Below are 20,680 nucleotides of genomic sequence, written 5' to 3' on the forward strand. Positions count from 1 at the left end.
TTAAAATTCCTCCAATGCTTTGATTACTGTTACAATATCGTTATCAATTTCAAACTCCTCAAATGCCCCCATAGGAGTTTTTGCTGTACTGTTGTTGGCCTGGGTCTCAAATTTATACTTTCCATCCACACATTTACTGAGAAGGACCGTTGTAAATTTACTTTCCAAGACAATCTTGTCCAGCTTTTTCCCGGATGTCTTGATTCTGGTAAACATATAACCGTTTTCGTCATGGTCTGTCTGGGTGTGGGCTGTAAATATGATGGTTAAATCATCACGATATTCATATGCTTCATTTACTAAATCCCAGACGCAGGCAGCTAAATCCACCCATTTGTCATAACCTTTTTCTTTACTTCTTCTCATTTCATCAGAAACCATGAGACCATTGATGGTATCAATCACCACAACTTTGATATGTTTCCATTTCTCAACTTTATCCACCTTTTGCAAGGTCTGCTGGACCACTTGGGCAAAGTCTGTCTTGATATAATTTTGATTTTCTGAATTATACTGTGACCTCCATCCTTTCCAAGAAAGGCCCTTTTTATCACAGTCAATATACAAGGTTGTTTTCGGGTCTAAATTTCTCATGCTGGTTGTTTTTCCTGAACCGGATTCTCCGGCAACACAAACTACTTTACTCATTAATTTTCCTCCTTATCGTAGACAACTCTTTTTGACGCTTCTAAAATTAAAATACTGGCCAATTCCTTAATAGACAGAGTAGATTCATTATAAATTTCTACCAGAGCATTGTAGGCTTCAGGGGATACACGAATCACTTCCTGTTTGTCCGTCATGCTTTTCTGTCTCGCTGGAATATGTACTTTCCAATCATGTTCGCTCATACTCTTCATCCTCCTTATGTACCCAGTTCCCGGAAAAATACCAGTCTACGATTATCTTTTTAATAAGTTCTTCGCTATCCAGTACCTCCCGGAACTCCTGTTTTTCTTTCTCAGTTCCTTTCATACACCTATCAAATGCATAATCGAACGCTTCCTCGTCCGAAACTGTTTTTCCAATTTCTTTACAGATTCCGACGTACATACTATTTTCCCTCCTCTTTTACGATTCCGCATATAGCCAGGATGGTATCTCCATCCAATACATCACGCTGCAATGCCATATTTTTAATGGCCTCTAACCATGCAGATTTCCTGACTAATGTTTCATAATTGTACTTACTAAGTGTTATAGTCACTGTCTCTCCATCTTCATCAAACGGAAGTTTCACATTTTCTACATTAATCATCTTGACATCCTCCCTATCTACACCTTAAAATATAGGTGTATTTTATGTTTTTGTCCGCTGTTGGTTCCTAGGCCTGGCGGACTTTTTTAGTTACTTCTTTGCACTTATCTAGCAGCGTATAGACCAACCAGAAGATTGTCCCTGCACCAAATATCTGTGCCGGCATGGACATGTCTGGCGGAACTTCCAGAACAGTATTAAATAATATGACTGTCCAGAACAGTGCGTCTTTGATTGTTTGTTTATGCATCTTCTTCTCCTTTCCACACATATCCCGTAAGCTCATAGAAAAGCTTTGGGGAAATATAAGTGTTTCTGTATGCCCTCTTTCCTCTTTTGTGTTTGGCTGGGCTTATAACTCCAATTTGCAACATGCCTCTCTCCATCTGATTCCTGATGGTATCTGGTTTCATTCCTAAAACCTTAGATGCTACCTTCATAGGAACCGGGGAAGCTGCGAATGTGATTCCTGACATGTGGAACACCTCCTTTTTTTTTCTTCAAAACCTTACATTTTACACCTCTTGTCTAATTCCGATTCTTCTGCTACAATAAAGTTGTAATAAACAAAAGATAAGTTCATAAAACGGTTTCGTTGGCCTTTACCTTGTGCGTGATTTTGAGGTAAGGGCCTCACTTCTTTTTTTTCTTTTTTCTTTCCATTTCCCATAAATTTCTTCTAAATCATCCTTTGTTTCTCCGTAAATTATTATTGCTAGAAAGCCTATGAGCATAACTAACATTACAATGGTTAAAAACAGGAATATCCCGAATAAAATCTCCATACCTCTCTCGCCTCACTTCCTACTCCAAGAAATTCATTTGCGAATTACATTCTTTTATGAGTAATAATGTATTTATGCAAGGATTCCATGTTTTCACATATTCCACTGCTTCTTCAAACTTTTTCTTTGGTACGTTGTTTCTTGCATTTACATGGAAGTAATGTTTCAAATCACGATTGCACTCTGCAAATACTTTCTTTCCTATTTCTTTGTATGCCTCACTATTCTTTCCGCCAAGATGCTCAATCACAACATGATTAACAGTTTCTCCAAGTACTTGCTGCTGTCCATAATCAATCGTCATGGTGTTCTCCAAATTAGTCACACGCTCATCCATCTTTACTAATTTCTTATCATGCATCAGGATAGCTTTCATTTCCGGGGAATACTGCTCCATTTCGTAAGAACCTGTTCTGCGGATTGATGGAAGCACTTCTGAGGTTACCCAGTGTTTGAAATGTTTGGCGGAATCCAATTTGCTACCGAAGATAAGAGCGTATAAGCCTGATTCGTTAATGATGTACATTTGTCTGTTTTGACCTGAGTCGGCAAAACACCGAGTCAGCTTGTCTTCCTCTTCAACGTGCTGTCTAATTGCATCAGCCGTTCTTTCATAACCTAATGCTTCTGCCACATCTTTCCCCACAAACCAAGGTTCGTTATTGATAGTTACTGTTCGGATTTGACCGAACTCTTCATTGTTAAAAATCTGTAATTCGTTCATGTTACCTCCCTACTCTAGGAAATACTCAATACTTACACCGAAGTAATCCGCTACCTTTTTCAACTTATCAACGCTTGGAGATGATTCTCCCCACTTCTTAATTGTTCCATTTCCAAAACCAAGCGTTTTCTCAAGGCAACTAACTGAGATACTGTTCTTCTCTGCCAGTTTTAAAATCTTTTCAAGTATCATAATTCCCTCCTTTTCTACTTTTATAGACAACTGCATATATATCTGTTACAATAACCTTGTTACACTTAGACAATTTTCTAAAGGTCATTAATGGCCGGAAAGGAGATGCCAAGGAGTAACATTTTCAAAAGGGTAATCTGTGAGACTACGAAAGGATATTTTTGTTTAAGGTACATAACCTTTTCCGATTTATGCAACTTCACACTCACACTTTGTGCTGTTGCTACTTTGGTATATACATTCCTTAAAAAATAGGTTTGTATAGCAATTTGTTTTTTCTTATTCCACAGTTTTACTCATGCGGTCGCTCTTTCAATAGGGCGACCCTTTTTCTTTTTTTAATATCATCGAATGTTCTGTACTTATTTCACAGATTTACTCTCACGGTCGCTCTTGTTTGCCGTAAGGGCGGCCACTTTATATATGCAGTTGTTATTTGGGTAAATGATTAGAAATATTTCTAAATAATATTGACAATGTGTAGAAAATAATCTAAGATATAAGTACCAGTTAATATCGAGGTTATTCCTTACATATCATTTGTTTTTTAGACTTATTTCTAAATCATGATTTCATTATAAGGAGTTACCTCTCATTTGTCAAGCATAATTTTAGACTTATTTCTAATCGGGAGGTATTATGAATAGCGTAGAACTTGTAAAACAAATATGTATGGAACGAAAAATACCGATATCTAAACTAGAACGCGACTGTGGCTTTTCTAATGGCTATATCAGAAAGCTCAAAGAGGGAAAATTTCCATCTGATAGATTGTTATTAATATCCCAATATTTAGACTTGCCTATTTCTTATCTAATTGGAGAAGAGGGAAATAGCCCTAATGATTTGACTGCAAATGATAAAAGAGACATTGCAAAGGACTTAGTATCTATCATGGATAAATTAAATTCAAAAGAAGCCGGCCCCGCAAGCTTTGACGGAAACGATATTCCAGAGGATGATAGGGAGTTATTCGCCGCTCAGTTAGAAGCCATGCTTGTTCGATTAAAGAAAATTAATAAGGAGCTGTACAACCCAAACAAAAATAAGAAGTAGGTGTTATACATGAATAGGGATATCAAAAAGATAGTTCTGAGTCTTATAAAGAGACACAATACCCAGAACCCATTCAGATTAGCAGATGCACTTAAAATAGAATATATTATTGGTTCCATGGGAAAATGCAGTGGGTGTTACTTATATCTTAAACGGCATAGATGTATTTTTATTAACGAGGATTTATCTGACAGTGAGATGCATCTTGTTATGGCTCACGAGTTAGGGCACGCCATTCTACATAGAACAGAAATTTGTTATTTCATTCGTAATAAAACATTCTTATCTACTGCATGGATTGAAAAGGAAGCTAATACCTTTGCTGCCGAGCTACTCATCCCAGATTCTCTAATATACGAAAATCCAGGTATGACAAAAGGACAACTTGCAAGACTGGCAGGCTATGATGAAAAAATTATGGATTTCAAAAAAATAAACTGATTCCATACTTATGTTTTATAAAAAAGAAAGAAGGTAAAGATATGAGGGAAGAAAAAGGAAAGAGCTTACTTGCAACGCCAAACGATTTCATTGTTTTGGATATTGAAACTACTGGTTATTTGCCGCAATGGGATTATATTATAGAGGTAGGTGCAATAAAATATGAACACGGTGTAGAAATCGCAAGATTTTCTTCATTAATCCAGCCTCCTTCTGTTGATGGAGAATATATAGATTCTTACATTACTGAGCTTACTGGTATCACAAATGAAATGCTTGCATCTGCTCCTTCAATCGAAAGTGTTTTGCCAAAACTATACGATTTCTTAGGAAATTCTATTATAATTGGGCATAACGTAAATTTTGACATAAATTTCTTATATGATAATTTTGAAGAATTTTTAGAAAAGCCTCTATCCAATGATTTTATTGATACAATGCGGTTGTCTAGAAATCTTCATCCAGAAGAAAAGCATCATAGACTATCTGATTTATGTGAAAGATATGCACTGGATTATTCCTACGCGCACCGTTCTATTAAAGATTGTGAATTAACTTTTTCCTGTTACAATAATTTATTATCTGAAATTAACACTACTTTTAATGATTTTGACTCGTTCTTAAAATCAAGAATAAAACATTCTTCTCAAGGTATTAAAGCAAAAGATATTTGCTCAGAGAATACTGAATTCGATATAACTCACCCTCTCTATGGAAAAGTGTGCGTATTCACAGGAGCTCTTGAAAAAATGCCTCGTAAAGAAGCAATGCAGCTTGTTGCAAATCTTGGAGGAATCAATGGGGATTCCGTTACTAAAAAAACCAACTACTTAATTTTAGGAAACAACGATTATTGTAAGGCCATAAGGGATGGAAAAAGCAATAAGCAAAAAAAAGCCGAGAAATTAAAACTAGAAGGACATGACATCGAGATTCTTCCGGAAACAGTTTTTTATGAACTATTGGAATTAGAATAGGTTAATTCGCTACGGCGTTTTAATAATTTGAACATACTATGAAGCATATTACGGGAGATGATTTTCGGAAATATAATGTGCAAGAAATAGAATGTAGTGCACATGGTTAGCTTTCTATTAAAAAAAACGCCATTTATCCGAACTGGTGTTTTTGGAGGAAACAAATGAATAACGGAAAGAAATTAACACAGGCTGAAGCTGATAGAATGTTAAATATGATAAAATGTTCTCTTGTTAAAAATATAAACTTCCCTTCAAAAGGTTCTTCTCTTGAATTTGACTTAGTAGGAGAATCGCAAAAGGAGATTTTTACAACTAAAATCTATAGAGGAAGAATTAACCATCTGAAATATGAACTTGGTGCTCGTATAAAAAAAGATGGAATTTTATTATTAGAACTACATATTAGCCCCGGAAAAGTACATCCTAATCCAGATGGCACCAAAATAATAGGCTCTCATTGGCATATATACACTGAAGAATATGGTCGCTCTTTTGCTTTCCCGGCCGAAGATATTGCTTCGGATAATTTTGTTGAGAATACTATAATATTTTTAGAAAAATTTAACGTAGTCGAAAAGCCAACTGTTAATTTTCAATTAGAATTGTTATAATACAAAAAGGAGGTGTACTATGGATATTCAACGTTATATAGATGATTATATTAGTTGGCTAAAAAATGAAATTACCTTTTCCAAAGTAGGTGAATATTACGAAATAAACACTCCTTTCTTAGATACTGATAATGACTATTTACAGTTCTATGTAAAATTAGAAGGAGATGAAATATATTTTACAGATGATGGATATACCCTTAATAGTCTTGAAATGACGGGTTTTAAAATGACAAAAAATCGCAAACAACAATTAACTTGTATTTTAAATCAATACGGTGTGCAACTTTTTAAACAAGAATTAATTCTTAAAGCACCTGCAAAAGAATTTGCTCAGCGTAAACATGCTTTTACACAATGTTTAATTCGTGTTACTGATATGTACATGACATCAAGAGCAAAAGCAACTTCGTTCTTCATGGACGATATACAAAACTTTTTCCTTCAAAATGAGATATATTGCATGGAAAATGTTCAATTTACTGGAAAATCAGGCTTTTCTCATAATTATGATTTTGCAATCCAGCGTTCTAAATCAAAACCAGAACGACTTTGCTTAGCTATAAATAATCCAACAAAAACAACTATGAGTAACGCTCTTTTCGCTTGGAATGATACAAAACCTTCTAGGAAAACTGATAGCCAACTTATTGTATTATTAAATGATGCCAATTCAATAAGCAAAGGAATTGAAGATGGTTTTTCTAATTATGATGTAAATACAATACGTTGGAGCGAAAGATCTAAAGAAAAAAATATGGAACTTTTAATTGCCTGACAAAACCGCCCCTGTCAACACAGGGGCAATCCACCTTGACAATATAATATACTTACCCAGGGAGCTGGGGGACGTGCTCTCACCTATTCCGAGACCTTACGGAAGGCGGTGATTATTATGAGTACATACGAGGAATTAAACCTAATCGTAAGCGTTGCTCTACTGATTGTTGCAATTCTGAATCTTACACATAAGAAATAGCCGTCCTGCTCCTGAGAAAAGTAGACGGCTATTCCTTAATAGTTTAAAACTTATTCGCCGGGACGGGTGAAGTGCAGTCACCTTCCAGCTCCCTTGTTAAATATATTATATGTCAAGCTGGATTATTTGTCAAATGTGAAAAACCGCTTTTGTGTTATCTAAAACAACCTAAAGGAGATGAAATCTATGGATGATTTTGAAAAGAAACTGTCTGAAATCCATGAACGTGTTCTTGGAAAAGCTCTCACAAATGAGGAAGAAAATAATTATACTGAATCTCTGTTTGAATCTATAAAGCACATTAATGAATATGGGGAAGAATTTTGGTATGCAAGAGATTTACAAGAAGCTCTTGAATATACAGAGTGGCGTAACTTCTTTAAAGTAATCAGCAGGGCTATAACTGCTTGCGATAACAGCAATAATATAGTTTCCGAACATTTTGTTGAGGTCAACAAAACGATAAATATGCCCAACAATGCATCTAAAGAGATTCCTGACTACAAATTATCACGTTATGCTTGCTATCTCATTGTGCAAAACGGTGATTCCAGAAAAAAGGTTATTGCACTTGGCCAAACTTATTTTGCTGTAAAGACCAGACAGCAAGAATTGATTGATAATTTCGAAGAGCTTAATGAGGACCAAAAAAGATTAGCTATTAGACGCGAAATGGCAGAACATAATAAATTATTAGTAGAGGCCGCCAAAAATGCAGGTGTTGAAACAACTCTTGACTATGCTATCTTTCAGAATTATGGATATCGTGGTTTATATGGCGGTATGGATGCAAAAGCTATCCATCATCACAAAGGTTTAAAACCATCACAAAAAATCTTAGATCACATGGGATATGAAGAGCTTGCTGCTAATTTATTCCGTGCCACTCAAACAGAAGCTAAGATTAAACGTGATAATATACAAGGAAAAAACGAAGCAAACAAGACACACTATCATGTGGCAAAGAAGTCCGAGATACTATTGAAAGATTGGGTGGAACTATGCCTGAGGATTTGCCAACACCATCCAAGAGTATTAAGCAGATTGAACGCGAACAAAAGAAATTAGATAACAAATAAAGGAAACCGCCCCTGTGCTACCAACACAGGAACGGTAAATCACAAGACTCGCTACCAACGAGCCTTGCAACCGTAATCAATACGGTTCTCTCAATATAAGACTACTGCTCCGAAGAATACAATAGTACGTTCATAAAATATTGTATCATCTTCGGAAACAGCCTGCAATCGGAACATATTTTCGAGGGCTGTTATTTTTATACTCAAAAATAGAAAGGAAGATGATTATGGCAAAGTATAAGAAGCGTGCCGATGGCCGCTACTACACCACTATCCAAACAAATGAAATCAACCCTGAAACCGGGGAACGTGTCCGCATCCCGGTTTATGGAAAAAGCATTACTGAATTTGAGGATAACAAAGCCAGGATCCGTGACGAGATAAACAAAGGTATCTACACGAATGACAAAGGCATCCTGTTTTCTGACTATAAGTGGACATGGCTGGAGACGTACAAGAACAACCGCTCCTACAACACACAGACTGCATACAGAAACATCTTGAAGAACCACACAGGTGCACTTGACCAGTTAAAATTAAGCCAGATTAAAAAGAGTGATGTCCAATTAGGATACAATAATCTCAAAGGGCATCCTGATCTGCAGCGTAGGTATATCCAGACAGTGAATCAGATTCTTAAAGCAGCCATTGATGACGGATATATCTGGAAGAATGTTGCTGACAATATCGAAACAGATAAAGCAAAGAGAAAGAAGAAACGTGCTCTGACCAAAACGGAACGCCTGGCCATCCCCCATGCAGACTTTACCCTGAGGGAAAAATGTTTCGAGGCTCTGCTACACTATGCCGGACTCCGCAGACAGGAAATCTCCGCCCTTACCCGGTTCGACATTGACCTGAACCAGCGTGTTATCCATATTAATAAAGCTGTTGAGTGGATTGGAGAAATCCCACACATAAAAGACACGAAATCAGATGCCGGAGAACGTGATATCCCTATCCTGGAGCCGTTATTCCCTGTTTTAAAGGATTATCTGTCAGAACTCAACACAACTATCCTCTTTCCAAATACAAGCGGTGAATACATGCATAAGACACAGTACAGACGTTTCTTTGAAACTATCAAGCGAAAGATAAATACTGCTGCCGGAGGGAAACATAGATGGGAAGGAACGAAAATCATTTACACGGTTGATTTGTGCCAGGGGCTTACCTCTCATGTATTCCGTAGAGAGTTTGCCACTATCCTGTATTATTCCGGGGTAGATATGCTGGATGCTATCCGAATGTTCGGCCATGCGGATGTCCAAGAGATGTTGAATATTTATGCAGAACTTAGAACAGAGGAATCCTCTTCTGCTGATAAGTTAAATTCCTACTTAGGACAGAAATATGCAAAATTTGGATAATATACATCATTTTTGCATACACGTTTTTTGACCCTGTTTTAGTCAAAATTTAGTCAAAACAGAAATTTTCTTCAAAAAACCCAGTGTTTATGCGGGTTTCAGCCTTTGAGACGTATGGCTCGTAATGAAGGGGTCGAGGGTTCAAGTCCCTTTTTCAGCTTAGCGGAAAAGATAGCTGAAATCCAGTATTTATGCAGGGTTTCAGCTATCTTTGTATTTACATCATTTATTTTTATTCAGCTGTTTTATGATTTGGTTCACATATGTACTTAAACCGGCAACGAGAACGCCTTGCGTAACTGCGGTAAATACTGCCAATGCAATTTTCTGGCTGCTATTGCATTGGCATGTAGCGAAAATATAAACCGCACTGATTATAATTCCCATCCCCCAAGCAATAATGGAATGTACTTATCCTTTACTGTCTGGGCTTGTTTTAACCACATGCCAATGAAATAAAGAACAATTGCTATCACCAGAAGTTCGGGTTTTACATAATCCATAATCTGATTCACACCTATGCCTCCATGACTGCGCCTGCTTTTTATTTATTTTATGCGAATGGTTTGGTTTAAAATGTCTTTTTAATTTGACTTTTCACACCCTTTGGGGCCTGCTGCATATACTAAACCAATGAAAAAATCCGAGGTTTTCCTATGTATTTACCTCCCCTGAAAACAGCACAGACCCAGCAGACCGATGAAGGCAAGCTTCGCCTCTATGTAATATCCGCTCTGAAAAATCAGCCTGTCGAGGATGCTACCGTTACCATTTCCTACTCCGGAGAGCCGGATTCCGTCATTGAAGAAGTAAAAACAGATGCAAGCGGCATGATTCCGGAAATCACGCTGCCCGCACCCCCTCTGGAATACAGTATGGCTCCCTCCGAATACCAGCCCTATGCGGAATATACCTTTCGCATTTCCAGAGAAGGATTTGAAGATTTGGACATATCCGGCGCGGAAATCCTGCCGGATGCCACGGCCATTCAAAGAGCCGTCATGAATCCTTCTACGCCTCAAAATACCTTTGAAGACATTGTCATTCCTGCGCATACACTCTACGGGGAATACCCGCCCAAAATCCCGGAAGACGAAATCAAACCTATGGATACCTCCGGCGAAATCGTCTTAAACCGGGTAGTCATTCCTGAATATGTGGTAGTTCATGATGGAGTCCCTACCAATCCCTCCGCCAAAGATTATTATGTGCGCTACCGGGATTATATCAAGAATGTGGCCAGCAGTGAAATCTACGCCACTTGGCCGGCGGATACTATCCGAGCCAATGTTCTGGCTATTATGTCTTTTACACTAAATCGCGTGTATACAGAGTGGTACCGGAACAAAGGCTACGATTTCACCATCACTTCTTCCACTGCCTTTGACCACAAATGGATGTACGGGCGCAATATTTTTGAAAGCATTTCCCAAATCGTAGACGAACTTTTCGACAACTATCTGTCTCGCCCTGGCGTACGGCAGCCCATTCTCACCCAATACTGTGACGGAGAACGGGTCCAATGTCCAAATTGGATGACACAGTGGGGGTCGAAGTATTTGGGTGACCAGGGCTACTCTGCTATTGAAATTCTTCGCAATTTTTATGGAGATAATATGTATATCAACAGCGCAGAAGAAATTTCCGGTATTCCTGCTTCATGGCCAGGAAATCCCCTGGACATCGGTTCCTCCGGACCTAAAGTGCGACAGATACAGGAACAGCTGAATGTCATTGCCAATTCCTATCCTGCACTTCCTAAGATAACAGCAGATGGAATCTATGGAGAAGCTACCCAGAATGCAATCCGGGAATTCCAAAAAGTATTTGGTCTCCCTGTAACCGGTGTGGTGGATTACTCTACCTGGTATGAAATTCAGGAAATTTACGTAGGCGTCACCAGAATTGCCGAATTAGTTTAAAAAACAGACCGCTCAGGCATACCACTTTTTATTGACATTCTGTGGCAGCCTCGCGGTCTTTCCTTTCTGTTTTATCTTACTTCCAGTAATTCGGAAACTGATTTCTCAATACTTTTGTGCAGACCTCTTCCCCCTCCTGAGCAAGTTTCTCTTCATCCACACCGGTTAAATGTCCGTCTGCATATACAATTTTTCCATTCACTATGGTCATCCACACCGGCCCTGTTACACCGACTCTTGCAAGAAGGTTTTTCGGATCATGTACTGCTCCTGTAAATTCCAGACTACGTGTATCAACCAAAAACATGTCTGCTCCTTTTTCCGGTTCCAGAGAACCAAGATCCATTCTTCCAAGTGTTTTTGCACCATTGATGGTTGCTACTTTTAACATGTCATAAGCAGAAACACTTCCTCCTCTTTCTTTTGTATGATATGCCTGCATCAGATACGCCATACGCAGTGCATCCAACTCATTTGAACTGTCATTCGTAGCAGAACCATCACACCCAAGACTAACAAGAACTCCCATTTCCTGAAGTTTTTTGATATCCAGAATAGGGAAACCACCAAGAACTGCAGGTGCCGGACAATGGGAGATTCCTGTTCCTGTTTTCGCAATTTTTTCGTATTCTGCCTGCGTTAATTCCCATGCATGTGCATAAAAAACATCATCTCCAATAAATCCAATTTTCTCACACCAATCCAATGTACGCATCCCATAACGTTCCCGGATTCCTTCACTTTCTCCTTCTCCAAGATGTGTATGCAAACGGACACCTTTATCTCTTGCCAGTTTTACAGATTCTACAAACGTATCTCTATAACAGTTGATCGGCTGACATGGAGACACTACGATCTGACTCATAGAATATGGAGATGCATCATGATATTGATCGATCAATCGCTCACAATCCCGAATAAACTCATCTGTCGTTTCCACCATAGCTGCCGGAATAGAACTTCCCTCTTCTCTCGGCAGTGTGTTTCCTCCACGCCCTGCATGATAACGGATTCCCAACTGGGCTGCTGCTTCCATCTGACGATCAACCGGTCTTTTTCCGGTTGTTGTTGTATAACAATACTGATGATCAAATGCTGTAGTACATCCGTGTTTTAACAGGTCAGCCATGGCAGTCAAAGAAGAATAATAAATAATCTGATCATCAATGTTCTGGAAAATGCGATAAATTTTATCAATCCAATCCATAACTGTCAGATGTGGATAATCAATGGTAATCAGATTTCTTACAAAGGTCTGAAAAAAATGATGATGCGTATTTACCATTCCGGGATATACAAATTTCCCTGTTCCATCAATCACCTCTGCATCCTCTGCCGGAAGATTCTTTCCGATTGCAGAGATTTTTGCTCCATCAATCAATAAATCCGAATCATAAAACACGTCATCTTTTGCATTACATGTTACAATTGCTTTTGCATTTTTTATTAAAATTTTACTCATGTCTTTACCTCCAAACTTTAAAATATCTTATCTGGAACCACGGATATACGGTTTGCCTAATTTCTCAGGCTGGTTACTTTTTCCAATAGAAAGTAACAATGTCAGCAACGTTATCACGTACGGAAGCATTGCAAGTGCCTGAGTAGGAAGCGGAACTCCCATGGCCTGTAAGCGAATCTGAAGTGCATTGGCACCGCCAAACACGAAAGCTGCACCCATAGCCCCAAGCGGTGTATATCTTCCAAGAATTACCGCAGCAAGTGCAATATATCCTCGTCCGGAAATCATATTCTCTGAAAACTTACCAAGCTGTACCAGTACCAAAACTGCACCTCCGATACCGCCCAATACACCGTTTACCACAATCGCAGCCCACTGATGTCCATATACAGAGATACCTGCTGCATCCGCAGACTGAGGATTTTCACCAATAGAGGAAAACGCAAGCCCGGATGAGGTTTTCCTATAAAATACAGATGCAAGAATCACAAGAACAAACACAAGATAGGTCATAATATCCTGATTGAAAAATGCATCTCCAATGAGAGGAATTCTACTGAGTACAGGGATTCTAATACGTTTCAGTGTTTCGATCTGCTGATAAGATTCTCCCGCAGACATCAACTTATATCCAAAACTGGTAACACCCAACATAAAAATATTAAGGGCAATGCCGCTGACGGACTGATCCTGAAACAGCTTAATACATAAAAATCCATGAATCACGCTGACAAGACATCCCCCCAGCATACCGCAGAGAAATCCCACCAACAGACTATTACTGTAAAACGCCCCTGCAAAAGAACCGAATGCACCGCCCAACATAACGCCTTCCAGCCCTATGTTCAAAATTCCTGTTTTTTCCAGAAACACTTCTCCAAGGGCAGCATAGATAAGCGGAACTGCCATTCGTACGGCTGCTGCCAAAAATGCAGTAAAAAACGTAAGTGTAAAAATTTGTTCCAGCATCCTTATACCTCCTTGTTTTTTCTCTTTAATAGTGATAGATGGAACGCCTTTCTTCCCAGGATAAGGAGTACCACAAATCCGATCAAAATGCTGACAAGTGCAGACGGAACGCCAAGTTGTCTCTGCATAGAATTTGCTCCGACCTGCATTGCTGCAAATGCTAACGCAGCAGCAAGCACACCCCATGGACGATTTCCAGCAATCAAAGCAATCAAAACTGCTGTATAACCACACTCGGAAGAGATTCCTTCTATCAGTTTTTTCTGCACGGCAATAACTTCAATCACACCTGCAATTCCGGCAAGTCCACCGCTTAAAAAGGCAGACAGTACAATGTTTTTCATCACCGAAATTCCATTGCAGGCAGCACCATGCCTATTCATACCCACCACTTTCATTTCATAACCGAACTTTGTTTTTTCCATAAGAATCCAGATGAATACTACTGCTGCAACAGCAATAAAAATTCCTCCATGCAGGGTAGTCGGAGGCATCAAATAGGAAAACGTAGCTTCTCTGTCAATTCTCGCAGATTGAGGAACCGATCCCGCCGGATCCATTAAGAATGTACGAACCGCAATCCCCAGAAGATTGATGGCAATATAATTTAACATGATTGTTACAATAATTTCTGAGATACCAAATTTTGACTTCATGATTGCTGCAATCAGTGCCCAAATTCCTCCACAGAGAAATCCAGCTACAATAGAAAGCACGATGCGAAGACTCCCGGGAACCTGTGTAAAAGTCAAGGAAACCATAGCCGCAGCAATAGCACCAATATAAAACTGTCCTTCCGCACCAATATTGAAAAAACCGGTACGAAATGCCACTGCACATCCGAGACCCGTCAGAATCAATGGGGTCGCTTTTACAAAAATCTCACAAAAACCATTGAGATTACCAAACACACCGCCCAAAAACATAGTATAAGCTTCCAGAGGATTCGCACCACAGAGTAAAATCAAAATGGTTCCCATTAGGATGGCTAACAGCACGATCCAGACAATATCCAGATATTTTTTTCTACTTCCCATTATTTCATTTCCTCCTTCGTAATACCGCCCATCAGAAGTCCTAACTGTTCCATTTCAATTTCTTCTTTTTTCTGAACACCTACGATTTTTCCACCAAACATAACTGCCACTCTGTCAGAAAGCTGCATGATTTCTTCTAGATCTGCTGAAATCAGGATTACACTTTTCCCTTCATTTCTTTGATCCATCCAGACCTGACGAACAAACTGTGTTGCACCAATATCTAATCCTCTCGTAGGCTGATTTGCGATAATTAATTTGGAATGCTCCGTAATTTCCCTGGCAAGTATTACTTTCTGCTGATTTCCACCCGACATGAATTTTACAGGAGTCTCTCCCTCCTGATTCCCTGATGTTTTAATGTGATACTTCTCAATTGCTTTTTCTGCATTTTCTTTAATAGCTTTTTTCTGAAAAATACCATTCTTTAAAAACGGCTTTTTATCATACTGCCGCAAAATCAGATTTTCTTCTACATTCATATCCAACACCAGTCCATCTCTATGTCGGTCGTCTGAAATATAAGAAATTCCTTTTTCAAATCGCTCCTTAATCTTCCAGGAAGCAATCTCTTCTCCCATGTAGCAGATTTCCCCTTTAGAAATCTTTCGGATACCGGCAATCACTTCTGCCAGCTCCTTTTGTCCATTTCCGTCTACTCCGGCAATCCCCAAGATTTCCCCTTTGTAAACTTCCAGATTGATCTGATCCAGAACCGGTTTTTTATGTCCTTTTTTTACAGTAATATCTTTTAGCTGTAATGCTATTTCTTTCTTCTCTGTTTCTTTTACTTCAAAGTTATAATCCAACTGTCTTCCAATCATATAATTGGACAATTCTGTGGGATTGGTGTCTTTTGTTACAAGATCTTTTATTTTCTTTCCGTCCCTTAAAATGGTTACACGATCACTGATACTCATAATCTCACTCATACGATGGGTAATAATGATCACGGCATATCCTTCTGCCTTCAATTTTCTAAGCACGGAAAAAAATTTCTCTGTTTCTTTTGGCGTAAGAACACCCGTTGGTTCATCCAAAATTAATAATTCTACATTTCTGTATAATGCTTTTAAAATCTCTACTCTCTGCTGCTGCCCAACAGAAAGATCACTAATCCTTGCATCCGGATCCACTTGCAGACCATATCGTTCTGCCAGATCTTCCAGGCTTTTTTTTGCACTTTTACGATCCAGAAAAAACCCTTGCTTTTCCAATCCCAAAATCACATTGTCAAGAACTGTCATCTTATTCACAAGAGAAAAATGCTGGTGTACCATTCCGATTCCTTCTGCAATCGCATCTTTAGGAGAATGGAAATGCACTTGTTTGCCTTTCCAAAAAATTTCTCCTTCATCTGCAGAATAAATCCCGAACAAAATATTCATCAATGTCGTTTTCCCAGCACCATTCTCTCCAAGCAATGCATGAATTTCGCCTTTTACCACAGACAGATCGATTTTTTCATTGGCATAGGCGCCGGAAAATTTCTTTCCGATATGCTTCATCTCTAATATATTCATCATATTGAAGGCTCCTTTAAAACAGGCAGGTCCAATAAAATCCAGCTCCTATTGTCCTGCCTGCATGATTTCTATATAATTCTATTCCTGATTACTTTCCTGCTCTGTCTTTTGTGTCACATGGAACCTTGAAGCTTCCATCTTTAATTTCGGCTTCTTTTGCATCTACCATTTCTTTTACCTCTGCCGGAATCTTGTCTTCCATAGCTTTGTTATAAACTAATTCTACAATGCCTTCCGCCATTCCAAGTTCCTTAACTTCTCCCTTGAAGTTCCCCTCTTTAATATCTGTAACAGCTGTTTTGATTAGCTCCGGAACATGATATACTGCAGAAGAAAGAACTGCATTTTCAGCAAGAGCACTCTGGTCATAAGAATCACCTGTAGCAAATAATCCGGCATCCTGTGCTGCATTCAATGCTCCTGTACCTGATTCATTTGCACAATGTCCGATGACATCTGCACCACCGTCAATCATGGCCTGTGCTGCTTCTTTTGCCAATGCGGTATCTGTAAAAGAACCGGTCCAAGCTGTCTGGTATTTTATGTCTGGATTTACTTCTTTTGCACCATCTTCATATCCGTTCATGATTTTTACAAGAGACGCTCCCTGTACTGGTCCAATAAATCCAATATTTCCTGTCTGTGACATTCCTGCTGCCAGCATACCCTGAAGGTATCCCGTTTCTTCACATTTCATAACATAGGATGCAACATTTTCTGCAGCTGCATCTGATTCAATGCAGATAAATTTTGTATCCGGATACAATTCTCCTACTTCTAAGGCCGGATCACCAAACTGGAAACCATGTCCAATCACTACATCGTAGTCATTAGATGCATATTCTGTAAATGCAGAAGTCATATCTGCTGCCTGTACATTTTCTGTATAAGCAATTTCACATCCCAGTTCTTCTTCCACCAGTTTCAGACCTTCGTATGCTGACTGGCACCATCCCATATCATTGACTGCACCGGTAACACAAAGGGCTACCTTCAGTGTATCATCTTTTGCTTCTGTTTTTTTCTCTTCCGCTTTGTTGCCACATCCGGCCAAAGTTCCTGTTGCTAAAGCTCCACATAACATTGCAGCTAAAAGTTTCTTCATATTTTCTTCTCCTTCACTACATCGTAATCGTCATTTCTCATTCATTATAATGAACATATATTATTTTGTCAATTACATTTTGTTTTTCATGACAAATCTTTTTTTCTGTGTTATCATAGAGAACAAAAGAAGAAGCAAAGGGGAACACTATGTCAAAACTGAATCTTGCCAGAATTGGCTTTTTATTGAAAAGCAGAAGAATTGAACTAAATCTTTCTATCCGGGAGCTTTCCGTAAAATCTGGGGTTGCCGCTGGAACTATTAGTCAGATTGAAACCGGGAAAACATCTCCAAACCTTGTGAGCGTCTATTCTTTATGCGAATCCCTAAACTTCCCTATCTCAGCTCTTTTTATTCAAGATGACAGCGATCGGGTAAAACTTGTACGAAAAAATGAACGCACCTCTTTTGTAAGAAATACCAGCAATCAGGAAACCATCCTTGAATCTCTTATTACAAAAGGTGATAGCCGAATGTGGGGAGGTATCATTGATATGCCTGCTGGAACAGACTCCGGAGACTATTATTATCACGGAGGAGAAGAATTTGTTTTTGTCTTGGAAGGCAGTATCACTTTTTATCTGGAACAGGTTGGCAGCTATGTATTAGAAGTTGGTGATACCCTGTACTATCCCAATGAGATCGGACATCGATGGAAAAATCACACAAAGAGCTCTGCTAAATTTTTGATCGTATCCACCTCTGAATTCCGTCAGGAAATCGATGAGCTTGCAGACAAGACACTTAATTAGACCAGATACGGATAAACATTGCGATTTTTTACATGTTAAAAGCCCCATAAACCAGATTTTGTTGCTCTGGATTATGGAGCTTGCTTTTCTTTTACATATCTCCTCTTAAAATCACACGGATTCTTTTATAAAGCAGTAATACAATAACAGAAACAAGAACACCTTTCAAAAGATTAAAAGGACCAACGGCAAGAACAGCAAACATAAACAAACTGTCAATCGCTCCGTTAATCTTAGTTCCCATTTCTACAAAAGCCTGTACCGGCATTCCAAACGCTGCTCCATATGCTGGAAGCAATATAAAGGCATTAAGCACACATGCAAAAACTGTCATCAGCACGGTTCCCGTCGTCATACCGATTACTGCATTTTTCCTTGTTTTTTTTCTTCTGTAAAGGAAGGAAGCAGGAAGAAGGAAAGCACATCCAACTATGAAATTCGCCACCTCGCCGACCCCTGCTGTAATGGTTCCGTTTAATACAAAGTTCAGCAAAACTTTTACTGCTTCAATGGCAATTCCAGCTACAGGGCCCATAGCAAATGCACCAATCAGAACCGGAACCTCGCTGAAATCCAATTCATAGAAAGGCGGTGCCAGAAACGGAAGCGGAAACTCAAACAGCATCAAAACTGTTGAAATTGCTCCCAGCATTGCCACCTGGACAATCGTCCTTACTTTGCTTCTGCTTTTTTGTGCTGCATCCATTTTTCTTAATACCTGTTCACTCATGTTCGTTCTCTCCTTTTGATATCTTGATATAAAAGGAAATCCTTTCGTTTTGAATGTAGACCCTGCAATGTCCCTGTGATGGAAAATGCAACCTCCCATCAAACAAAAAGCCCTGAGCAAAATACTCAGGGCTAATATCCGTTTTTGATTTTCCATAGATACACATGAAAAATCATCTTGGAACAATCACGAATCTTTCTTCTCTCATCCAGACTATACTGTCGGTTTTGGAATCTCACCAAATCAACGCATCTGCGCTCGCGGACTATACCGCCGGTGGGGAATCACGCCCCGCCCCGAAGAATTTTCTTTTATTTGCTTTTATTATATGCCACAACGGCAGTTTTTTCAAGAAATTTCTTATAATCTCCTAAAATCGTTAAACATCACAAATACCATCAGCATCATCAGGAGGACAAAACCTGCAAAATGAATCATACCCTCCACATTGGGATTCAACCGTTTCTTTCTCACAGACTCAATGAGCAAGAATACAAGCCTGCCTCCGTCAAGAGCAGGTATGGGAAGAAGATTCATAACACCCAGGTTCGCTGAAAGCAGGATTGCCCAGTACAGCATCTGCATCCACACCATCATGGCACCCTCACTTTTTGCTTCCTCATAAGAATCTCCGATGACATCGATGATTCCCACCGGACCGGAAAGATCATTGACCGAAAACTGCCCTTTTATGAGCATCATTAGACTCTCTACGGTTGTAGAAACCCAGTACCGCACTTCCACTGCACTGTATTTCATAACACCCAGAAAATTTGTCTTTTCCCGGTAAATATTGTAGATAAATCCAGAATCTACATGTTTGGTCATCTGTGGGATTGCAGAGATTGTCTCCACTTTTCCGTCTCTTTCAATCCCAAGAGTAATCTCTGTTCCATCCAGCGGATGCTCCTGCAAATATGCCTGAATCTCCTGGCTGTCTGCAACTGCAGTTCCATTGATCTCCCTGATAATATCTCCTGGCATTACGCCGGCTTTTGTCATAGCACTGTTTAACATGACCTGGGTAATCTCTGGTATTCCTTCGGACAAATAAGTAAAACCAAGCATATATCTGCTTTCACTATTTGCCTGGAACTGAATATCGTGCTTCTTCCCATCTCTTTCATAGGTCAAAGAAATTTCTTCGTCTTTCAGTCCATGTAACGTCATATAAGAATCCAGGTCACGGCCTATGGAAATATGCCTTCCCTGAAATTCTTTGATGATATCTCCTTCTTTCAGTCCTGCCTGGGCTGCCGGAGATCCTTCTGTCACCTGCAGCACTCTTGCCGGATCATATCCTACCACGCTGGTAATGATCATGGCAAACACAAAGGCTAGGATAAAGTTAAAAATAGGTCCTGCTGCAACTACTGATATTCTTGCCCATACAGATGCATTATTGAAAGACCCTTCGCTGTCATCATCCTCATCTTCTCCTACCATCATACAGGAGCCTCCGATAGGAAAAAGTTTCAAAGAGTATCTGGTTCCTCCTTTTTCTGTAGAAAGAAGCCTCGGCCCCATTCCCAGGGAGAACTCTGTGACTGCGATACCGTTTCTCTTTGCCAAGAGAAAATGCCCTAGTATAGAATAAATTAAATCTCTACTATATATTTTGAGGATAATGTATGGTAAAATAGTGTTATCTAAGAAAGGATGAACACTATGAGAAAAACATATCTTCCTCTGTCAGATGAAG

25 protein-coding genes, 1 pseudogene and 1 riboswitch are annotated in these 20,680 nt (G+C 39.2%); of the genes and pseudogenes, 9 read left to right on the plus strand and 17 right to left on the minus strand.

The genetic code is table 11. The annotated features are described in order from the left end of the window. From WBS51_RS13855 to WBS51_RS13895, 9 genes are all read right to left on the minus strand, one after another. Positions 1-648 (minus strand): ATP-binding protein, encoded by a 648-nt coding sequence (locus tag WBS51_RS13855; protein ID WP_342694123.1) that lies wholly within the window; start codon positions 646-648, stop codon positions 1-3. Continuing rightward, a complete protein-coding gene (locus tag WBS51_RS13860; RefSeq protein ID WP_342694124.1) occupies positions 648-851 on the minus strand; it encodes a hypothetical protein in 204 nt (67 codons plus the stop codon). Before WBS51_RS13860 ends, WBS51_RS13855 begins: the two co-directional genes overlap by 1 nt. After that, positions 838-1,053: a hypothetical protein gene (locus tag WBS51_RS13865; RefSeq protein ID WP_342694125.1), complete on the minus strand. Its 216-nt coding sequence runs from the start codon at positions 1,051-1,053 to the stop codon at positions 838-840. The genes WBS51_RS13860 and WBS51_RS13865 overlap by 14 nt, the downstream gene beginning before the upstream one ends. 1 nt (position 1,054) lies before the next feature. Beyond that, positions 1,055-1,258 (minus strand): PH domain-containing protein, encoded by a 204-nt coding sequence (locus WBS51_RS13870; RefSeq protein ID WP_342694126.1) that lies wholly within the window; start codon positions 1,256-1,258, stop codon positions 1,055-1,057. A gap of 67 nt (positions 1,259-1,325) precedes the next feature. After that, a complete protein-coding gene (locus WBS51_RS13875) occupies positions 1,326-1,508 on the minus strand; it encodes a hypothetical protein (RefSeq protein ID WP_342694127.1) in 183 nt (60 codons plus the stop codon). Beyond that, complete coding sequence (locus WBS51_RS13880; RefSeq protein WP_342694128.1) at positions 1,501-1,734, minus strand: MerR family transcriptional regulator; 234 nt, start codon at positions 1,732-1,734, stop codon at positions 1,501-1,503. The genes WBS51_RS13875 and WBS51_RS13880 overlap by 8 nt, the downstream gene beginning before the upstream one ends. A 32-nt stretch (positions 1,735-1,766) precedes the next feature. Beyond that, a complete protein-coding gene (locus WBS51_RS13885) occupies positions 1,767-1,928 on the minus strand; it encodes a hypothetical protein (RefSeq protein WP_342694129.1) in 162 nt (53 codons plus the stop codon). A gap of 134 nt (positions 1,929-2,062) precedes the next feature. Next, a complete protein-coding gene (locus WBS51_RS13890) occupies positions 2,063-2,767 on the minus strand; it encodes a BRO family protein (RefSeq protein ID WP_342694130.1) in 705 nt (234 codons plus the stop codon). Between the two features lie 9 nt (positions 2,768-2,776). Further along, positions 2,777-2,959 (minus strand): helix-turn-helix domain-containing protein, encoded by a 183-nt coding sequence (locus WBS51_RS13895; protein ID WP_342694131.1) that lies wholly within the window; start codon positions 2,957-2,959, stop codon positions 2,777-2,779. Positions 2,960-3,598: 639 nt separating this feature from the next. On the opposite strand from WBS51_RS13895, the gene WBS51_RS13900 reads away from it, so the two are divergent. The 7 genes from WBS51_RS13900 (at position 3,599) to WBS51_RS13930 (ending at position 9,475) form a co-directional block, all read left to right on the plus strand. Beyond that, on the plus strand, positions 3,599-4,015 hold the full coding sequence (locus WBS51_RS13900; protein ID WP_342694132.1) for an XRE family transcriptional regulator: 417 nt from the start codon (positions 3,599-3,601) through the stop codon (positions 4,013-4,015). Between the two features lie 9 nt (positions 4,016-4,024). After that, the gene (locus tag WBS51_RS13905; protein ID WP_342694133.1) at positions 4,025-4,456 is read left to right on the plus strand and encodes an ImmA/IrrE family metallo-endopeptidase; all 432 of its coding nucleotides are present in this window, start codon (positions 4,025-4,027) and stop codon (positions 4,454-4,456) included. Between the two features lie 41 nt (positions 4,457-4,497). Continuing rightward, positions 4,498-5,433, plus strand: coding sequence for an exonuclease domain-containing protein (locus WBS51_RS13910; RefSeq protein WP_342694134.1), 936 nt, complete (start codon positions 4,498-4,500; stop codon positions 5,431-5,433). A 164-nt stretch (positions 5,434-5,597) separates the two neighbouring features. Then, entirely contained in the window at positions 5,598-6,047 is a 450-nt protein-coding gene (locus WBS51_RS13915; protein WP_342694135.1) for a DUF6978 family protein, read from the plus strand. 19 nt (positions 6,048-6,066) lie between these two features. Next, the gene (locus tag WBS51_RS13920; RefSeq protein ID WP_342694136.1) at positions 6,067-6,825 is read left to right on the plus strand and encodes a DUF1829 domain-containing protein; all 759 of its coding nucleotides are present in this window, start codon (positions 6,067-6,069) and stop codon (positions 6,823-6,825) included. A 387-nt stretch (positions 6,826-7,212) separates the two neighbouring features. Then, positions 7,213-8,094: a DNA damage-inducible protein D gene (dinD, locus tag WBS51_RS13925; RefSeq protein WP_462904922.1), complete on the plus strand. Its 882-nt coding sequence runs from the start codon at positions 7,213-7,215 to the stop codon at positions 8,092-8,094. 238 nt (positions 8,095-8,332) lie between these two features. Next, positions 8,333-9,475: a tyrosine-type recombinase/integrase gene (locus tag WBS51_RS13930; RefSeq protein WP_342694137.1), complete on the plus strand. Its 1,143-nt coding sequence runs from the start codon at positions 8,333-8,335 to the stop codon at positions 9,473-9,475. Positions 9,476-9,697: 222 nt separating this feature from the next. Here WBS51_RS13930 and WBS51_RS13935 read toward each other — a convergent pair. Continuing rightward, positions 9,698-9,978: pseudogene (locus WBS51_RS13935) on the minus strand (phage holin family protein). Positions 9,979-10,131: 153 nt separating this feature from the next. Between WBS51_RS13935 and WBS51_RS13940 the strand changes: the two are divergent. Beyond that, the gene (locus tag WBS51_RS13940; protein ID WP_298060895.1) at positions 10,132-11,397 is read left to right on the plus strand and encodes a peptidoglycan-binding domain-containing protein; all 1,266 of its coding nucleotides are present in this window, start codon (positions 10,132-10,134) and stop codon (positions 11,395-11,397) included. A gap of 76 nt (positions 11,398-11,473) precedes the next feature. Here the strand turns inward: WBS51_RS13940 and WBS51_RS13945 are convergent, their stop codons facing one another. From WBS51_RS13945 to WBS51_RS13965, 5 genes are all read right to left on the minus strand, one after another. Further along, a complete protein-coding gene (locus WBS51_RS13945) occupies positions 11,474-12,859 on the minus strand; it encodes an amidohydrolase (RefSeq protein ID WP_173749909.1) in 1,386 nt (461 codons plus the stop codon). Between the two features lie 27 nt (positions 12,860-12,886). After that, positions 12,887-13,828: an ABC transporter permease gene (locus WBS51_RS13950; RefSeq protein WP_173749908.1), complete on the minus strand. Its 942-nt coding sequence runs from the start codon at positions 13,826-13,828 to the stop codon at positions 12,887-12,889. Between the two features lie 2 nt (positions 13,829-13,830). Beyond that, positions 13,831-14,865 carry an ABC transporter permease gene (locus tag WBS51_RS13955; protein WP_173749907.1) on the minus strand — a complete coding sequence of 345 codons (1,035 nt, stop codon included), beginning with the start codon at positions 14,863-14,865 and terminating at the stop codon, positions 13,831-13,833. Next, positions 14,865-16,388, minus strand: a complete 1,524-nt coding sequence (locus tag WBS51_RS13960; RefSeq protein WP_291683724.1) for an ABC transporter ATP-binding protein — start codon at positions 16,386-16,388, stop codon at positions 14,865-14,867. The genes WBS51_RS13955 and WBS51_RS13960 overlap by 1 nt, the downstream gene beginning before the upstream one ends. Before the next feature lie 91 nt (positions 16,389-16,479). Then, entirely contained in the window at positions 16,480-17,496 is a 1,017-nt protein-coding gene (locus WBS51_RS13965; RefSeq protein ID WP_173749906.1) for a BMP family lipoprotein, read from the minus strand. A 149-nt stretch (positions 17,497-17,645) separates the two neighbouring features. On the opposite strand from WBS51_RS13965, the gene WBS51_RS13970 reads away from it, so the two are divergent. Further along, a complete protein-coding gene (locus WBS51_RS13970) occupies positions 17,646-18,248 on the plus strand; it encodes a helix-turn-helix domain-containing protein (protein ID WP_173749905.1) in 603 nt (200 codons plus the stop codon). 91 nt (positions 18,249-18,339) lie between these two features. Here WBS51_RS13970 and WBS51_RS13975 read toward each other — a convergent pair whose 3' ends face one another. After that, entirely contained in the window at positions 18,340-18,978 is a 639-nt protein-coding gene (locus tag WBS51_RS13975) for an ECF transporter S component (RefSeq protein ID WP_173749904.1), read from the minus strand. Between the two features lie 192 nt (positions 18,979-19,170). Continuing rightward, a riboswitch (FMN riboswitch) is annotated at positions 19,171-19,286 on the minus strand. 52 nt (positions 19,287-19,338) lie between these two features. Next, positions 19,339-20,661: an RIP metalloprotease RseP gene (gene rseP, locus WBS51_RS13980; protein ID WP_342694138.1), complete on the minus strand. Its 1,323-nt coding sequence runs from the start codon at positions 20,659-20,661 to the stop codon at positions 19,339-19,341. Positions 20,662-20,680 lie beyond the last annotated feature (19 nt).

The sequence above is a fragment of the Blautia acetica genome, from assembly GCF_038739805.1.
In the GTDB taxonomy this organism is placed as follows: domain Bacteria; phylum Bacillota; class Clostridia; order Lachnospirales; family Lachnospiraceae; genus Blautia.

What these genes read in the sequence shown, in the direction of transcription:
- WBS51_RS13855 (WP_342694123.1), bottom strand. Translation starts at nt 648, where the DNA reads ATGAGTAAAGTAGTTTGTGTTGCCGGAGAATCCGGTTCAGGAAAAACA.
- WBS51_RS13860 (WP_342694124.1), bottom strand. Translation starts at nt 851, where the DNA reads ATGAGCGAACATGATTGGAAAGTACATATTCCAGCGAGACAGAAAAGC.
- WBS51_RS13865 (WP_342694125.1), bottom strand. Translation starts at nt 1,053, where the DNA reads ATGTACGTCGGAATCTGTAAAGAAATTGGAAAAACAGTTTCGGACGAG.
- WBS51_RS13870 (WP_342694126.1), bottom strand. Translation starts at nt 1,258, where the DNA reads ATGATTAATGTAGAAAATGTGAAACTTCCGTTTGATGAAGATGGAGAG.
- WBS51_RS13875 (WP_342694127.1), bottom strand. Translation starts at nt 1,508, where the DNA reads ATGCATAAACAAACAATCAAAGACGCACTGTTCTGGACAGTCATATTA.
- WBS51_RS13880 (WP_342694128.1), bottom strand. Translation starts at nt 1,734, where the DNA reads ATGTCAGGAATCACATTCGCAGCTTCCCCGGTTCCTATGAAGGTAGCA.
- WBS51_RS13885 (WP_342694129.1), bottom strand. Translation starts at nt 1,928, where the DNA reads ATGGGAAATGGAAAGAAAAAAGAAAAAAAAGAAGTGAGGCCCTTACCT.
- WBS51_RS13890 (WP_342694130.1), bottom strand. Translation starts at nt 2,767, where the DNA reads ATGAACGAATTACAGATTTTTAACAATGAAGAGTTCGGTCAAATCCGA.
- WBS51_RS13895 (WP_342694131.1), bottom strand. Translation starts at nt 2,959, where the DNA reads ATGATACTTGAAAAGATTTTAAAACTGGCAGAGAAGAACAGTATCTCA.
- WBS51_RS13900 (WP_342694132.1), top strand. Translation starts at nt 3,599, where the DNA reads ATGAATAGCGTAGAACTTGTAAAACAAATATGTATGGAACGAAAAATA.
- WBS51_RS13905 (WP_342694133.1), top strand. Translation starts at nt 4,025, where the DNA reads ATGAATAGGGATATCAAAAAGATAGTTCTGAGTCTTATAAAGAGACAC.
- WBS51_RS13910 (WP_342694134.1), top strand. Translation starts at nt 4,498, where the DNA reads ATGAGGGAAGAAAAAGGAAAGAGCTTACTTGCAACGCCAAACGATTTC.
- WBS51_RS13915 (WP_342694135.1), top strand. Translation starts at nt 5,598, where the DNA reads ATGAATAACGGAAAGAAATTAACACAGGCTGAAGCTGATAGAATGTTA.
- WBS51_RS13920 (WP_342694136.1), top strand. Translation starts at nt 6,067, where the DNA reads ATGGATATTCAACGTTATATAGATGATTATATTAGTTGGCTAAAAAAT.
- dinD (WP_462904922.1), top strand. Translation starts at nt 7,213, where the DNA reads ATGGATGATTTTGAAAAGAAACTGTCTGAAATCCATGAACGTGTTCTT.
- WBS51_RS13930 (WP_342694137.1), top strand. Translation starts at nt 8,333, where the DNA reads ATGGCAAAGTATAAGAAGCGTGCCGATGGCCGCTACTACACCACTATC.
- WBS51_RS13940 (WP_298060895.1), top strand. Translation starts at nt 10,132, where the DNA reads ATGTATTTACCTCCCCTGAAAACAGCACAGACCCAGCAGACCGATGAA.
- WBS51_RS13945 (WP_173749909.1), bottom strand. Translation starts at nt 12,859, where the DNA reads ATGAGTAAAATTTTAATAAAAAATGCAAAAGCAATTGTAACATGTAAT.
- WBS51_RS13950 (WP_173749908.1), bottom strand. Translation starts at nt 13,828, where the DNA reads ATGCTGGAACAAATTTTTACACTTACGTTTTTTACTGCATTTTTGGCA.
- WBS51_RS13955 (WP_173749907.1), bottom strand. Translation starts at nt 14,865, where the DNA reads ATGGGAAGTAGAAAAAAATATCTGGATATTGTCTGGATCGTGCTGTTA.
- WBS51_RS13960 (WP_291683724.1), bottom strand. Translation starts at nt 16,388, where the DNA reads ATGAATATATTAGAGATGAAGCATATCGGAAAGAAATTTTCCGGCGCC.
- WBS51_RS13965 (WP_173749906.1), bottom strand. Translation starts at nt 17,496, where the DNA reads ATGAAGAAACTTTTAGCTGCAATGTTATGTGGAGCTTTAGCAACAGGA.
- WBS51_RS13970 (WP_173749905.1), top strand. Translation starts at nt 17,646, where the DNA reads ATGTCAAAACTGAATCTTGCCAGAATTGGCTTTTTATTGAAAAGCAGA.
- WBS51_RS13975 (WP_173749904.1), bottom strand. Translation starts at nt 18,978, where the DNA reads ATGAGTGAACAGGTATTAAGAAAAATGGATGCAGCACAAAAAAGCAGA.